This window comes from Nocardia sp. NPDC020380, assembly GCF_044386975.1.
Classification (GTDB): Bacteria; Actinomycetota; Actinomycetes; order Mycobacteriales; family Mycobacteriaceae; genus Nocardia.
The window spans coordinates 103,409-119,423 of sequence record NZ_JBIRVQ010000023.1 but is presented as its reverse complement, the minus strand read 5'-3'; the positions used below and the strand labels follow the sequence as shown (position 1 = coordinate 119,423).

General features: G+C 68.4%; 2 protein-coding genes. Both read right to left on the bottom strand.

What is annotated here, in order from left to right; translation table 11 throughout:
- Nucleotides 1–9,483 (bottom strand): type I polyketide synthase (locus ACH438_RS42380; protein ID WP_397016194.1); only part of this gene is annotated, 9,483 nt, incomplete at its 3' end.
- Entirely contained in the window at nt 9,480–15,980 is a 6,501-nt protein-coding gene (locus tag ACH438_RS42375) for an SDR family NAD(P)-dependent oxidoreductase (RefSeq protein WP_397016192.1), read from the bottom strand. The genes ACH438_RS42375 and ACH438_RS42380, both read right to left, overlap by 4 nt.
- Nucleotides 15,981–16,015: the final 35 nt, after the last annotated feature.

Here is a 16,015-nt window from a genome sequence, read left to right as displayed (position 1 = left end):
ACGCCCCACACCATGACGCACCACCAAATGCCTCGCAAACAACGCACCCAAACCACCCGTACCACCCGTAATCAACACCACACCAGCAGGATCCAATGACCCCACCGCCTCGCTTGCCGACGCATCGACCCGCCCCAGCCGCGGCGCCAGCACACGTCCCGCACGCACCACCAACTGCGGCTCGTCCGAAGCGAAGATCGACGACCACTCCGCCTCGGCGATGTCCTGATCGATATCGACCAGGACGAAGCGTCCCGGGTGCTCGGATTGCGCAGTACGCAGCAAACCCCATATGGGCGCCTGCGCCGGATCCACGGTCTCCTTACCCACCGCGACTGCGCTCCGTGTCACCACCACCAGCCGGGCGTCATCCGACCGCCCACTCAGCCAGCGCTGCACCAACTCCAGCGCACGCACGGCGACCGCGCGTGGTGTCACCGCGGCAGCGATCCCCTCGGGCGTCGGGATGGCCGTGACGACCACTTCGGGCGCTGCGTGCCCGTCATCTATCCGGCGTTCGAGGGCGGCGAGATCCTCGAAGCGGTCGCCTGGAACCGCCAGGTCTCCAAGGACCGCAACCCGCGCCGAAACGGTCGCCGACACGGTCTCGGTCTCGTTCCAGGAGACCTCGAACAACGAATCGGATTCTCCGGACCTGGTGTTCGCCAACTGGGCGGGATCCACGGGTCGGAATACCAACTGCTCTACAGCGGCCACCGGCGCGCCCTCCGCATCGACCATGTCGACCTGCAACGCGGACTCGCCCGCCGGCCGGATCCGGACCCGGACGCTCGCGGCGCCGTGCCGGTCCAGTCGCACTCCGGTCCACGCGAACGGTAAGGCCGCGGAGGTATCGCCCTGCGCCAGCCAGTCGAGTCCGCCGTGCAGCGCCGCGTCGAACAAGCCCGGGTGCAGACCGAACTCCGCGCCGTCCGCGTCGCCGGGCAGCGCGACCTCCGCGTAGACCTCATCTCCGACCCGCCAGGCCGCACGCAACGACTGGAACAGCGGGCCGTAGTCATAGTCCGCGGCAGCGAGTCGCTCATAGAGCGCATTCACATCCACCGGTTCACCGTCGCTCGGCGGCCATTCGGCCGGCAGCCAGGGCAAAGCGACCGAATCCTCTTGCACCGCAACCACACCGCGTGCATGACGGGTCGTCTCACGCTGTCCGCCCGCAACGCCGGATTCGGCCCGAGAGTAGATCTCGACGGCCCGGCGGCCATCCTCGGCGGCCGGACCGACGGTGACCTGGAGCTGCCGCACGGCATCCCCGTCCAGCACCAGCGGCGCTTCGAGGATCAATTCGTCGAGCACCGCACACTCCACCCCGCGGCCTGCGGCCAACGCCAGTTCCACCAGGGCAACTCCGGGCACGATCACCCTGTCGAACACCACATGATCGCGGGTCCACGGCTGGGTATCGGCGGAGATCCGCCCGGTGAACACCCATTCGTCGCGGTCACCCACCTGCATTTCCGCCGCGAGGATCGGGTGCTGCACCCGGCCGAGCCCGGCCGCCACCGCGTCACCCGCCCCGGCACCGGGCGTCAACCAATACCGCTCACGCTGGAAGGCGTACGTGGGCAAGGACACTCGCTCGGCGCCCCGGCCCGCATAGAACGCGGGCCAATCGACCTCGACACCGGCGACATACGCCTCCGACAGCGATTGCACGAATCGCTGGAGGCCGCCCTCGTCCCGGCGCAGCGATCCGACCACCGCGACCCGGCCGGCCATACCGTGCGCGCCGATGGTCTCTTCGACCGCCATGGTCAGCACCGGGTGCGGGGAGACCTCGATGAATGCGTTCGCGCCATTGTCGACCAATGCACGAATCGCGGGCTCGAATCCGACCCGGCCCCGCAGATTCCTGTACCAGTACTCCGCGTCCAAGGTCGCGGTGTCGAGGAACTCGCCCGTCGCCGTCGAGTAGAACGGGATCCGCCCCGAGACCGGGCTGATCGATGTCAGCATCCCGAGCAGTTCGTCTTCGATGGCTTCGACGTGCGCCGAATGCGAGGCATAGTCCACGGCCACCCGACGCGCCCGGACCTCGGTGCGCTCACACACCGCCAACAGCTCATCGAGCGCTTCGGGATCTCCCGAAACAACCACCGCCGCAGGACCATTGACCGCAGCGACCGACACCCGTCCGGAATACGCCTGGATCAGTTCCTCCGCGCTGTCCAACGGCAGGGCGACCGAAACCATCCCGCCCACACCGGCCAATCGCGCACGAATCACCGTCGATCGCAACGCCACCACCCGCGCCGCGTCATCGAGTGACAGTCCGCCCGCGACGTACGCCGCAGCGATCTCGCCCTGCGAATGACCCACCACCGCGGCGGGCTCCACACCGTAGGAGCGCCACAGCGCAGCCAATGCGGCCATCACCGCGAACAACGCGGGCTGCACCACATCCACTCGCTCCAGCGACGGCGCGTCCTCCGCCCCGCGCAGGACATCCTCGAGCTGCCAGTCGACGAACTTCGACAGGGCTACGCCGCACGCGGCGATCTCGGCGGCGAACACCGGAGACGAATCCAGCAGCGCTGCCGCCATACCCACCCACTGCGCACCCTGACCGGGGAACACGAACACCGCACCGCCGCTCACGGCATGCCCGTCGAACACTCCCGGCTCGGGCTCGGCCGAGCTCAAGGCACTCAACCCGGCCAGCAGTGCATCACGATCGGCGGCCACGACCGCGCCGCGCCGATCGAAGCGCGCCCGGGTCGTCGCCGTGGAGAAGCCGACGTCCAGCAGCGGAACATCCGGCTGCGCAAGCAGATACGCCCGCAATCGATCGGCCTGCGCCCGCAGGGCCGCGTCGGTGCGGCCGGACAGCAGCACCGGAACGGGCGCTGAAGGTTCGGCGAGCACGCGCGAAGACGACGATTCCGGCGCGGCCTCCACGATCATGTGCGCGTTCGTACCGCTGACACCGAAGGACGACACACCCGCACGACGCGGCCGGCCGTCCACCCGCCACTCCCGGGCCTCGGTCAGCAACGCGACCTGCCCGGAATCCCAATCCACGTGCGGCGAGGGCGCATCCACATGCAAGGTCGCGGGCATCACCCCGTGCCGCATTGCCATGACCATCTTGATCACACCGCCGACGCCTGCCGCGGCGGAGGTATGCCCGATATTCGATTTGAGCGAACCCAGCCACAGCGGACCGTCGGTCCGCTCCCGCCCGTAGGTCGCCAGCAGGGCCTGCGCCTCGATCGGGTCGCCGAGCTTCGTGCCCGTACCGTGCCCCTCCACCACATCCACTTCGGCAGCGCTCACACCGGCATTCGCCAGCGCCTGCCTGATCACCCGCTCCTGCGACGGACCGTTCGGAGCCGTCAGACCATTGCTCGCGCCGTCCTGATTCACCGCACTGCCGCGCACCACGGCCAGTACCCGGTGACCATTGCGCTGCGCATCCGAAAGCCGCTCCAGCACAACGAGCCCGAGCCCGTCGGAGAATCCGGTACCGTCCGCGGCGGCCGCATAGGCGCGGCATCGGCCGTCCGGCGAGACCGCCCGTTGCCTGCTGAACTCGATCAGGGTGTATGGGCCCGCCATGAGCGTGACACCACCGGCCAGCGCCATAGAGCATTCACCGTTCCGCAGCGCTTGCGAGGCGAGGTGCAGCGCCACCATCGACGACGAGCACGCGGTATCCACCGACACCGCCGGTCCTTCCAGACCCAGGGTGTAGGCGATCCGGCCCGACGTGACGCTCGAGGTCGTGCCGGTCAAGCGGTAGCCCTCCGCCGCCGCCGATGTCGTCCCGCCGTAATCGGAGGTGACCACACCGGCGAAGACGCCGGTATCGCTGCCGCGCAACGAGTTCGGGTCGATGCCCGCGTCTTCGAGCGCCTCCCAGGCCGCTTCCAGCAGTAGCCGCTGCTGCGGATCCATGGCCAGCGCCTCGCGCGGGCTGATGCCGAAGAACTCGGCGTCGAAATCTCCGATGCCGTCGACGAAGCCACCACCGCTGGTGGACACCGTCCCCGGCTGCGCGGGGTCCGGGTCGTAGAGCCGCTCCAGATCCCAGCCACGGTCCCTGGGCAGCCCGGATACCGCATCACGGCCGTCCGCGAGCATTCTCCACAGATCCTCGGGTGAGGCGACACCGCCGGGGTACCGGCAGGCCATACCGACGATCGCCAGCGGCTCGTCCGCTCGGATGCTGGGGCGCGCCCGCGGCGTCGGTCGTTGCGCCTCGGTATCGCCGGCGATTTCGGTGAGGATCAGGCGGGCGACCGCCACCGGGGTGGGATGGTCGAAGACGAGCGTGGCGGGCAATCGCACCCCGCTGGCCTGGGTCAGCCGGTTGCGCAGTTCGACCGCGCCGAGCGAGTCGAATCCGAGTTCCTTGAACGAACGGACAGTGTCGACCGCGCCCGCACCGGAGTGGCCGAGCACGGCCGCGGCCTGTGCCTGTACCAGCTGCAGCACGGCCCGTTCCTGTTCTGCGGGTGTCAGGCCCGAAAGCCGTTGCGCCAGCGGACCATCGGCTTCACCGCGGCGCACAGGTACGCGCACCAGGCCGCTCAGTACGGCCGGCAAGGTACCGGCCGACGCCTGCATCCGCAGCGCAGCCGGATCGAGTCGCACCGGAACCAGCAGTGCCGCATCCAGTTCCAATGCCCGGTCGAAGAGCTCCAGTCCGAGTTCGCTCGGCAATGCGCCGAGGCCTGTCCGCTCGAGCCGGGTGAGATCGGCCTGCGCGAGCTCACCTGCCATACCGTGCGTATCGGCCCACAGCCCCCACGCGAGCGAGGTGGCGGGTAATCCTGCGGCACGGCGGATACCCGCCAGCGCGTCGAGGCAGCCGTTGGCGGCGGCATAGTTCGCCTGTCCCGGGCTACCGAGGAGTGCCGCGACCGAGGAGAACAGGACGAATTCCGACAACGTTGTGCCGGCGGTCAATTCGTGCAGATGCCAGGCGGCATCCAGCTTGGGACGCAGTACACGCGACAGCTGGTGTGGGGCAAGCGATTCGAGCACGCCATCATCGAGCACACCGGCCGCGTGCACGACGGCGGTCAGCGGGTAATCCGGTGAGCCCAGCAGCTGCTCCAGCTGATCGCGCTCGGCCACGTCGCAGGCCACTACTCTGACCTCGCACCCGAGTCCGGTCAATTCGGCGACCAATTCGTCCACACCCGCTGCCGCGGCTCCGCGCCTGCTCACCAGGAGCAGCCGCCGCGCGCCGCGCGCGGTGGCGTAATGGCGCGCGAACAGCGCACCGAGGCCACCAGTGCCTCCGGTGATCAATACGAAAGCCTCCGGATCGAGCGGCCGCGCCACGATCTGCGCTGTCCGGTCGGCGCGGACCAGCCGCGGCGCCAGCAATCTGCCGTCGCGAACGGCCAGTTGCGGCTCACCGGTGGCGAGCACCGTGGCCCAATCCGGTTCGTGCTCGGCCACATCGACGAGCACGAACCGGCCGGGGTGCTCGGTCTGGGCGCTGCGTACCAGCCCCCAGACCGAGGCCTGTGCGATGTCCGGCGTTCGATCGCCGACCGCCACCGCGTGGCTGGTGGCCACGACGAGGCGGGCATCGCCCGTGCGGTCGTCGGCCAGCCACTGCTGGAGCAACGTCAGCGTGTTCTCGGCGACCTGATGCGCCGCCGGCACGGGGTCACCGGACGGGGTCGCAAGCGAGGCGACGACCACCTCGGGTACCGCGGCGCCGCCGGCGACGGCCTCGTCCAATGCCGCCAGATTCGCATAACGGTTGTCGCCGCCGGTTTCACCGCCGCCGAGGTGGGCGATTCGCACCGGCTCGGTGGGGGGCTCGGTCGCGACCTCGGCCCACTCGAGGGCGAGCAGGGATCGACTGCTCGCACCGGGTGAACTCGCGAGGTGCTCCCGCTCCACCGGGCGGACGACCAGGGAACCGACCGACACGACGGCCGCACCGGCGTCGTCGACCGCATCGAGGCGCAGTGACGACTCGCTGGTCGCGACGGCGCGGACGCGCAGGCGAGAGACACCCCGCCGATCGAGCCGAACGCCGGTCCAGCTGAACGGCATTCGATGCCCGCCGTCGACCCGATCGGTCAGCAGAATGACCCCGCTCTGCAGAGCAGCATCGAACAACGCCGGATGGACCCCGAATCCGTCGCCTCCGGCACCATCGGGCAGCGCCACCTCGGCGTAGGTCGCGTCGCCGTCGCGCCAGGCGGCCTGCACGCCTTGGAAGACGGGACCGTAGTCGTAGCCGAGCTCGGCCAGGCGGGAGTACAGCGCGTCGACGGCGAGTGGTTGCGCGCCGGCGGGCGGCCATTCGACCGGCCAGGGCACCGCGAGTTCGGTGTCATCCGCGAGTGTGCCGCGGGCGTGGCAGATCATGTCCTGTGCGCCACCGGTTTCCGGGCGCGAGTAGATCGCCACCGTGCGGCGACCGCTATTGTCCGGCTCGCCGAGCATGACCTGCAACAGGCGGGTGATATCGGGCTCCAGCAACAGCGGCGCGGCGAGTACCAGCTCCTCCAGCGCGGGGCTCGCAGCATGGCGTCCGGCTGCCAGCGCCAGCTCCACCAGCCCCGTACCCGGCACCACGATGGTACCGAGCAACATGTGCTCCTCGGCCCAGGGATGGGTGTCGGTGGACAGTTTGCCGGTGAACAGCCATTCGTCGCGATCACCCAACCGGACGGCACCGGACAGGATCGGGTGGTCGATGGAGGCGAGACCGGCCGCACTCACCTCACCCGCACCGGTATTCGGCGACAGCCAATACCGCTGCCGCTGAAACGCATACGTCGGAAGGGGAACGCGTTCGGCACCCCGACCGGCATAGAACGCCGGCCAATCCACCACTACGCCCGCCGCCTGCAACCGGCCCAGGCAGCCCGCAAAAGTCTCCGCCTCGGAGAACCCCGTCCGCAATGCCGGCACGAGCAGCACACCCTCGCGCCCTTCCAGACACTGACCTGCCAACGCCGTCAACACCGCATCCGGACCCAACTCCACAAAACGCCGAACACCCAACTCGAACAACACATCCACGCCCGCGGCAAAACGCACCGCCCGTCGCACATGCTCGACCCAATACCCCGGATCCGCATGCTCACCGGTCCCTGCGACCGCACCGGAAATATTCGATACCAGCGGAATTCGCGGCGGCGCATAGTTCACAGACTCCGCCACCGCCCGGAACTCGGTCAGCATCGGCTCCATCAACGGTGAATGAAACGCGTGGCTCACCCGCAGCCACGACGTCTTGACCCCCTCCCACAACGGCAGCCACTCCCGCAGCGCCTCTTCATCTCCCGAAACCACCACCGCGGCAGGACCATTCACCGCGGCAATATCCAGACGACCCTCGAAGCCGGTCAGCGATGCCACCACCTGCGCCTCGCCCGCTTGTACGGCGATCATCGCCCCACCCGACGGCAGAGCACCCATCAAACGACCACGCGCCACCACCAAACGAGCCGCATCCCCCAGCGAAAACACCCCCGCCACACACGCAGCAGCAATCTCACCCACCGAATGCCCCATCACATAATCCGGACGCACCCCCAACGACTCCACCAACGCGAACAACGCCACCTCGACCGCAAACAACACCACCTGAGTGAACTGCGTCGACCCCAACAACCCCGCCTCAACAGAACCCTCCCCCGCCTCCAGCAAACCCCGCACCGAACGACCCACCAACGGATCCAACTCCGCACACACCTCATCCAGCGCCCGACCGAACACCGGGAACACCCGCGCCAACTCCACACCCATCCGAACCCGCTGCGAACCCTGACCACTAAACAAAAACGCCGTCTTACCCCCCACCACACCCACACCCACAGCCACACCACCGGCCAACGCCGACAACCCCTCCAGCAACTGCTCACGATCAGCAGCCACCACCACACCCCGACGCTCCAACAACGCCCGCGACATCACCTGCGAAAAACCCACATCCCGCACCGAAACATCAGGCCGCCCAACAACAAACGACCGCAAACGCGCCGCCTGCTCCCGCAACGCCACCTCACCACGCCCCGACAACACCACCGGAACCGGCACCGAAACCGCCACCGGCACCGGCACCCGGTCCTCGCTCGGTGCTTCTTCCAAGATCACGTGCGCATTCGTCCCACTGATCCCGAACGACGACACACCCGCACGACGCGGACGCTCCGAAACCGGCCACGCCCGCGCCTCGGTCAGCAACTCCACCCGCCCCGACTCCCAATCCACATGCGGCGACGGCGCATCCACATGCAAAGTCGCAGGCAACATTTCGTGCCGCAACGCCTGCACCATCTTGATCACACCCGCCACACCCGCAGCCGCCGACGTATGCCCGATATTCGACTTGATCGACCCCAGCCACAGGGGCCCGTCCATCCGCTCCCGCCCGTAGGTCGCCAGCAGTGCCCGCGCCTCGATCGGATCACCGAGCTGTGTTCCGGTACCGTGCCCCTCGACCGCATCGATCTCGGCCGCGCTCAGTCCGGACCCGGCCAGCGCCTGCCGGATCACCCGCTCCTGAGACGGACCATTCGGCGCAGTCAAACCATTACTCGCACCATCCTGATTCACCGCACTACCGCGCACGACCGCCAGCACCCGATGCCCATTACGCTGTGCATCCGAAAGACGCTCCAGCACAAGCAGACCGAGACCATCGGCGAACCCGGTGCCGTTCGCGGCCGCCGCGTACGCCTTGCATCGGCCGTCGGGCGCGAGCCCCCGCTGCCTGCTGAACTCGACGAACAGGAACGGGCCGGCCAGCACGGTTACGCCGCCGACCAGTGCCAGCGAACATTCGCCCGCACGTAATGCCTTGGCGGCCAGATGCATTGCCACCAGCGACGACGAGCACGCGGTGTCCACCGTTACCGCGGGTCCTTCCAGGCCTAGGCTGTAGGCGATCCGGCCGGACACGACGCTGCCCTGGGTGCCGGTGAGCCGGAAGCCCTCCAGCTCCGGCAGCATCGTGCCGCCGTAGTCCGAGGTCACCGCACCGGTGAAGACACCGGTATCACTGCCCCGCAACGAGGTCGGGTCGATGCCCGCGTCCTCGAACGCCTCCCACGCCGCCTCCAGCATCAGACGCTGGGCCGGATCGATCGCCAGCGCCTCACGCGGGCTGATTCCGAAGAATTCCGCATCGAAGCGATCGACGCCGTCGACGAAGCCGCCGTGGCGCGCGGTCGAGGTCCCGAGCCGGTCCGGGTCGGGGTCGTACAGGCGCTCCACATCCCAGCCGCGGTCCTGCGGCAGTGACGTCATCGCGTCGCGACCTGCCGCCACCAATTCCCACAGCTCGTCCGGTGAGGTGACACCGCCGGGGTACCGGCAGCTCATGCCTACGATCGCCAGCGGTTCCGTATCACGCTGTTCCAGCTCACGCACGCGTCGATTCGCGGTACGCAGCTCCGTGGTCACCTTCCGCAAATAGGTGCGGAGTTTCTGCTCGTCGTTCATCGATCGCTCCCGCGCAGCATCGGTGTTGTCGGTCATGCGGATCCGAGCTCCTTGTCGATCAGGTCGAACATGTCGTTGTCGGAGACCAGGTCCAGGTCGTCGCCGACCGGGTCGTCCGGGTCGTTCGGGGTGCCGCTCGTGCCGCTGAGGACAGTCCGCAGCCGATTGCCGAGCGCGCGTAGACGGGGCTCGATCTCGGCGAGTTGCCGGTCGTCGCTCGCCACCGTGATCAGCAGGGTCTCGAGCATCCGCAATTCGTCATCGAACGGCGTACGGCTGACGTCCCCACCGCTGCTATCGATTTCGGTGAGCAGCAACCGTGCGACCGCCAGCGGGGTCGGATGGTCGAAGACCAGCGTCGCGGGGAGCCGCACGCCGGTGGCCTGTGTCAGTCGGTTCCGCAGCTCGACCGCCGCGAGGGAGTCGAACCCGAGTTCCTTGAATGCGCGCCCGGATTCGATCACCGCACCGGACTCGTGTCCCAGCACGGCTGCCACCTGCGCCTGCACCACTGTGAGGACGGTCTGCTCCCGATCGGCCGGATCCACGCCCGCGAGCCGCTGCGCCAGCGACGCACCGCCGGTTCCGCGGCGGCGCACCGGTTCACGCACCAGGCCGCGCAGCAGTGCCGGCAGCGTACCCGCCCGCGCCTGGGTCCGTAGTGCGGCGAGATCCAGCCGCACCGGGGCCAGCAGGGCCGAGTCCGATCCGAGAGCCTCGTCGAACAGCTCGAAGCCCAGTTCGGTGGAGAGCGCGCCCACGCCGGTCCGCTCCATGCGGGCGATATCGGCCGCATCGAGTTCGCTGGTCATGCCGGTGGCATCGGCCCACAGGCCCCACGCCAGCGAAATCGCGGGCAGACCTGCGGCGCGCCGCCGGGTCGCGAGTGCGTCCACGGCGGCGTTGGCGGCGGCGTAGTTGGCTTGGCCGGGGTTGCCGAGCAGTGCCGCCGCGGAGGAGAACAGCACGAAGGCCGACAACTCCATGCGCGCGGTCAGTTCGTGCAGATGCCACGCCGCGTCGAACTTCGGGCGCATCACCTTGTCGACCTGCGCTGCCGTGAGTGATTCGATCAGGCTGTCGTCCAGCACACCGGCGGTGTGCACGACCGCCGTCAAAGGCCGCGGCAGTGAGCCGATCAGCCTGGCGATCTGATCGCGATCACCGACGTCGCATGCCACGACGGTGACGTTCGCACCGAGGGCTTCCAGCTCGGCGACCAGCTCGGCGGCGCCGTCCGCGGCCGGACCGCGCCTGCTTACCAGCACCAGCTCTCCGGCGCCGTATCGCTCGGCCAGATGTTTCGCGAAGAGTGCACCCAAACCGCCTGTACCACCGGTGATGAGGACTGTGCCCCGCGGATCCAGTGGTGCCGGCACCGTCAGCACGACCTTGCCGACATTGCGGCCCTCCCGCAGGAACCGGAACGCCTCGCCGCCGCGGCGCACGTCCCACGTCCGGATCGGCGCGGGAACGAGCACGCCCTGCTCGAAGAGTGCGGCAATCTCGCGCAGCATCTGCTGGATTCGCGCCGGCCCCGCTGCCGTAAGCATGTCGAACGACTGATAGCGGACGCCCGGATACTGCTGTGCGACAACACCGGCGTCGCGGAGGTCCATCTTGCCCATCTCGATGAACCGGCCACCGCGTGGCAGCAACTCCATGGTGGTGTCGATGAACTTTTCGGTGAGCGAGTTCAGCACCACATCGACTCCGGCTCCACCGGTCGTCCCGAGGAACGCGGTACCGAATTCGAGATCTCGTGACGAGGCGATCCGCTCGTCGGGGATGCCGAGTGCCCTCAGCACGTCCCATTTCGACCGGCTCGCCGTCGCGAGCACCTCGGCCCCGAGGTGGCGGGCCAGTTGGATCGCAGCCATTCCCACACCGCCGGCCGCAGCATGCACCAGCAGTCGCTCACCCGCGCGCAGATCCGCGAGGTCGACGAGACCGTAGTAGGCCGTCAGGTACACCACCGGCACGGCGGCCGCCTCCACGAAGGTCAGGCACTCCGGCATCGGGGCGATCAGCTGCCGGTCCGCAACCGCCACCGGACCGAACGAATCGATCACCAGTCCGAACACCCGGTCACCCGGGACGAGATCCGTTATGCCCGAACCGACTTCGAGCACGATACCCGCCGCCTCACTGCCGAGTGGCGCCTCGCCCGGATAGAGACCGAGCGCGATCAGGACATCGCGGAAGTTCAGGCCCGCCGCCCGCACCCCGATGCGCACCTCACCCACGCCCAAGGGGCGGTTCCCCTCGGAGGCAACGATTGTCAAGCCCTCCAGCGAGCCCTTCCGCGTGGTCGACAATCGCCACGCCTCGCCTCCCGGTCCCGCCTGGACCCGCCCGAGCCGCGGCGCGAACAGACGGCCATCGCGCACCGCGAGCTGTGGCTCCTCGACATCGGCCAGCGAACCCCATTCCAGCGCAACGGCTTCGGCGGCAGCATCGACATCGACCAGCACGAACCGACCGGGGTGCTCGGTCTGCGCACTGTGCACCAGGCCCCATACCGCGGCCTGCGCCACATCGAGCGCTGCGTCACCGAGAGCGACCGCATTGCGGGTCACCACGATCAGCCGCGCTTCGGTCAGCCACTCGCTCGCGAGCCAGCTCTGCACCAGCTGGAGCGCTGCTCCTGCGGTCGCGCGCGTGTTCTCCGGTGTTACCCCGCAAGGGGTTTCGAAGGTGACGAGTACCGCACCGGGGACCGGCGCGCCGCCGGCCAGTGCCTGTTCCAATGCCGCCAGATCGGCGAAGCGTGGACCGGTGGCCACCGGCTCACCGAGGCTCACCACCTGCACCTGCCGCGCCGATTCGACGGTCACCGCAGCCCAATCGACCTGGAACAGCGAATTGCCTCCGCCGCGCTGCGCGCCGCCGAGCCGTGACGGCTCGACCGGACGGACGGCGAGCGCACCTACCGCGGCGACCATCGCGCCCTCCGTATCGGCGATGTCGATGCGGAGCGCGGACTCGCCCGCCGTGCCGATCCGTACCCGCACCTGTGAGAGTCCGGTCCGCCCGAGATGCACGCCCGTCCACGAGAACGGCAGGTCCGGAACGGATTCCGCATCTTTGTCCAGCATGGCGCCGTGCAGCGCGGCGTCGAACAGCGCCGGATGGATCGCGAAGTTCTCACCGCCGACGTCGTCGGGCAATGTCACCTCGACGTACACGTCGGTGGCGGTGCGCCACGCGGCCTGCACTCCTTGGAACAGCGGCCCGTAGTCGAGGCCGATATCGGCCAATCGCTCGTACAGTGCGTCGACAGCGACCGCTGTGGCTCCGGCCGGTGGCCAGTGCGCCGGAAACCGTGCCGGCGGGGGCACATCCGCAGTCAGCCAGCCACGCGCGTGGCAGGTCGATTCCTGTGGTCCGCCGTCACCGCGGTTTTCCGGGCGCGAGTAGACGGCGACTTCGCGGCGGCCATCGTCCGCGGCCCCGCCGACAATAATCTGAACCTGCTGTGCGACATCGTCTTCCAGGATGAGCGGCGCTTCGAGGAGCAGTTCGTCGATCACCGTGCAGCCGACCTCACGACCCGCTGCCAGGGTCATCTCGACCAGGGCTGCTCCGGGCACGATCACGGCGCCGAGCACCACATGGTCACGGGTCCACGGCTGGGAGTCCCGCGCCATCCGGCCGGTGAAGATCCATTCGTCACGGCTACCGATCTGCGCCGCCGCGGCCAGGACCGGATGCTCGACCCGGCCCAGTCCGGCCGCTGCCACGTCACCCGTGCCGGAAGTCGGCAACAGCCAGTACCGCTCTCGCTGAAAAGCGTAGGTGGGCAAGGCCACCGGCCTGGCACCGGTCTCCGAGTAGAGCGGCTCCCAGTTCACCCCGATGCCGGCCACATGCGCCTCGGACAGCGAGGTCACGAACCGTGGCAGACCGCCCTCGTCCCGGCGCAGGGACCCGACCACCCCGACCCGATCCGCGTCGGACTCGGCCGCGATCGTCTCCGCCACCGCCATCGTCAGCACCGGATGCGGTGACACCTCGATGAAGCAACCCACACCGTCGTCGATCAATGCTCGTACGGCAGGCTCGAAACCCACCCGATTACGCAGATTTCCGTACCAGTACCCGGCGTCCAGCAGGGCCGTGTCGGCATACCCTCCGAGTGCGGTGGAGTAGAACGGGATTCGGCCCGAGCGCGGCGCGATCGGCGCGAGCAGCTCCAGCAGCTCGGCTTCGATGATCTCGACGTAAGCCGAATGCGACGCATAATCCACCGCAATCCGGCGCGCCCGGAGTCCCTCTCGCTCGCATTCCGCCACCAGGTCGTCGAGCGCTCCGGTTTCACCGGCGACCACCACCGAAGCGGGACCGTTCACCGCCGCGACGGAGACCCGCCCCGCGTACGGGGCCAGCAACTCCTCGACCCGATCCACCGGCTCGGCTACCGACACCATGCCGCCCAGGCCGGCAAGGCGTTCCGCGATCAAACGCGAACGCAGCACGACGACCCGGGCCGCATCGTCCAGCGACAGCCCGCCCGCCACGTAGGCCGCCGCGATCTCACCCTGCGAATGACCGATCACCGCCACCGGTTCCACACCGAAGGACCGCCACAAACCGGCCAGGGACACCATCACCGCGAAGAGGACCGGCTGTACCACCTCGACCTGTTCCAGCGACGGTGCACCCTCCACCCCGCGCAACACGTCCTCGAGCCGCCAGTCTGTGTATTCGGCCAATGCCGCACCGCAGGCGGCGATCTCGGCAGCGAAAACGGGTGCGGACTCGAGCAGTTCGACCGCCATGCCCACCCACTGCGCACCCTGTCCGGGAAAGACGAATACCGCCCTGCTGTCTACGGCGTGCCCCTCGAACACGTTCACAGCCGGCTCCGCCGCACTCAGCGCGCCCAGTCCGGTCAGTAGCGCCCCGCGATCGGTGGCCACGATTGCCGCGCGGTGGCCCAGATGCGCCCGTGTAGTCGCCTGCGAGAGTCCGAGGTCGAGCAGGGAGATCTCCGGTTCGGCGATCATGTGCGCCCGTAGACGATCGGCCTGTTCCCGCAGGGCCGCGTCGCTACGCGCCGAAATCAGCACCGGCACAACGGCGGGCTGGGACGGCACGCCGCCCGTGGTGGGCGCCTGCTCCACCACCGGTGCCTGCTCGAGGATCACGTGCGCATTCGTGCCGCCGACACCGAACGACGACACACCCGCACGACGCGGACGCTCCGAAACCGGCCACGCCCGCGCCTCGGTCAGCAACTCCACCCGCCCCGACTCCCAATCCACATGCGGCGACGGCGCATCCACATGCAAAGTCGCAGGCAACATTTCGTGCCGCAACGCCTGCACCATCTTGATCACACCCGCCACACCCGCAGCCGCCTGCGCATGCCCGATATTCGACTTCACCGACCCCAACCACAACGGAGCACCATCCCGCCCCTGCCCATACGTGGCCAGCAACGCCTCCGCCTCGATCGGATCACCCAATTTCGTTCCGGTGCCATGACCCTCGACCACATCCACCTCGGCCGCGCTCAATCCCGCGTTGACCAGCGCCTGCCGGATCACCCGCTCCTGAGACGGACCATTCGGCGCAGTCAAACCATTACTCGCACCATCCTGATTCACCGCACTACCGCGCACGACCGCCAGCACCCGATGCCCATTGCGCTGTGCGTCCGAAAGACGCTCCAGCAGAACGAGACCCACGCCCTCGCCCCAGCCGACACCGTCGGCGGCCGCCGAATAGGCCTTGCACCGGCCGTCCGGCGAGATGCCGCGTTGCCGGCTGAACTCGACGAAGACATTCGGCTGAGCCAGTATCGTCGCGCCGCCGACCAAGGCCAGCGAGCACTCCCGCGCGCGGAGGGATTTACCCGCCGCATCCATCGCCACCAGGGATGAGGAGCACGCGGTATCCACCGTCACCGCCGGCCCCTCGAACCCGAACGTATAACTGATCCGGCCCGACGCCACACTGGGTGCGGAGGAAATCGCCAGGTAGCCTTCGACCTCGGCGCGCCGGCTGCTACGCCCCGCCACGAACTGGTAATCGGAATACATCACACCGCAGAAAACACCGGTATCACTGCCACGCAACGACATCGGATCGATCCCCGCATCCTCCAACGCCTCCCACGCCGTCTCCAGCAACAACCGATGCTGCGGATCCATCGCCGCCGCCTCACGCGGACTCACACCGAAAAACTCCGCATCGAACTCACCGACACCGTCGACGAACCCACCCTCACGGGTGTAGGCGGTACCGGGATGATCCGGATCCGGGTCGTACAACCCGGCCAGATCCCACCCGCGATCATCCGGAAACGCGGAAGTTCCGATACGACCGCCGATCACCAAGTCCCACAACTCATCCGGGGATGTCACGCCACCGGGATACCGGCAGCTCATGCCGACGATCGCCAGCGGCTCGCCCGCACGATCCTCGAGTTCTCGCAGCTGTGCGCGGGTCTTGTTGAGGTCGACCGCGACTCGCTTCAAGGACTCGACGAGCTTCTTCTGTTCCACGTCGTTACCAGCACTGCTCATAGCCAAGTTCTCCCTGGGGTATGTCGGGCTCACCG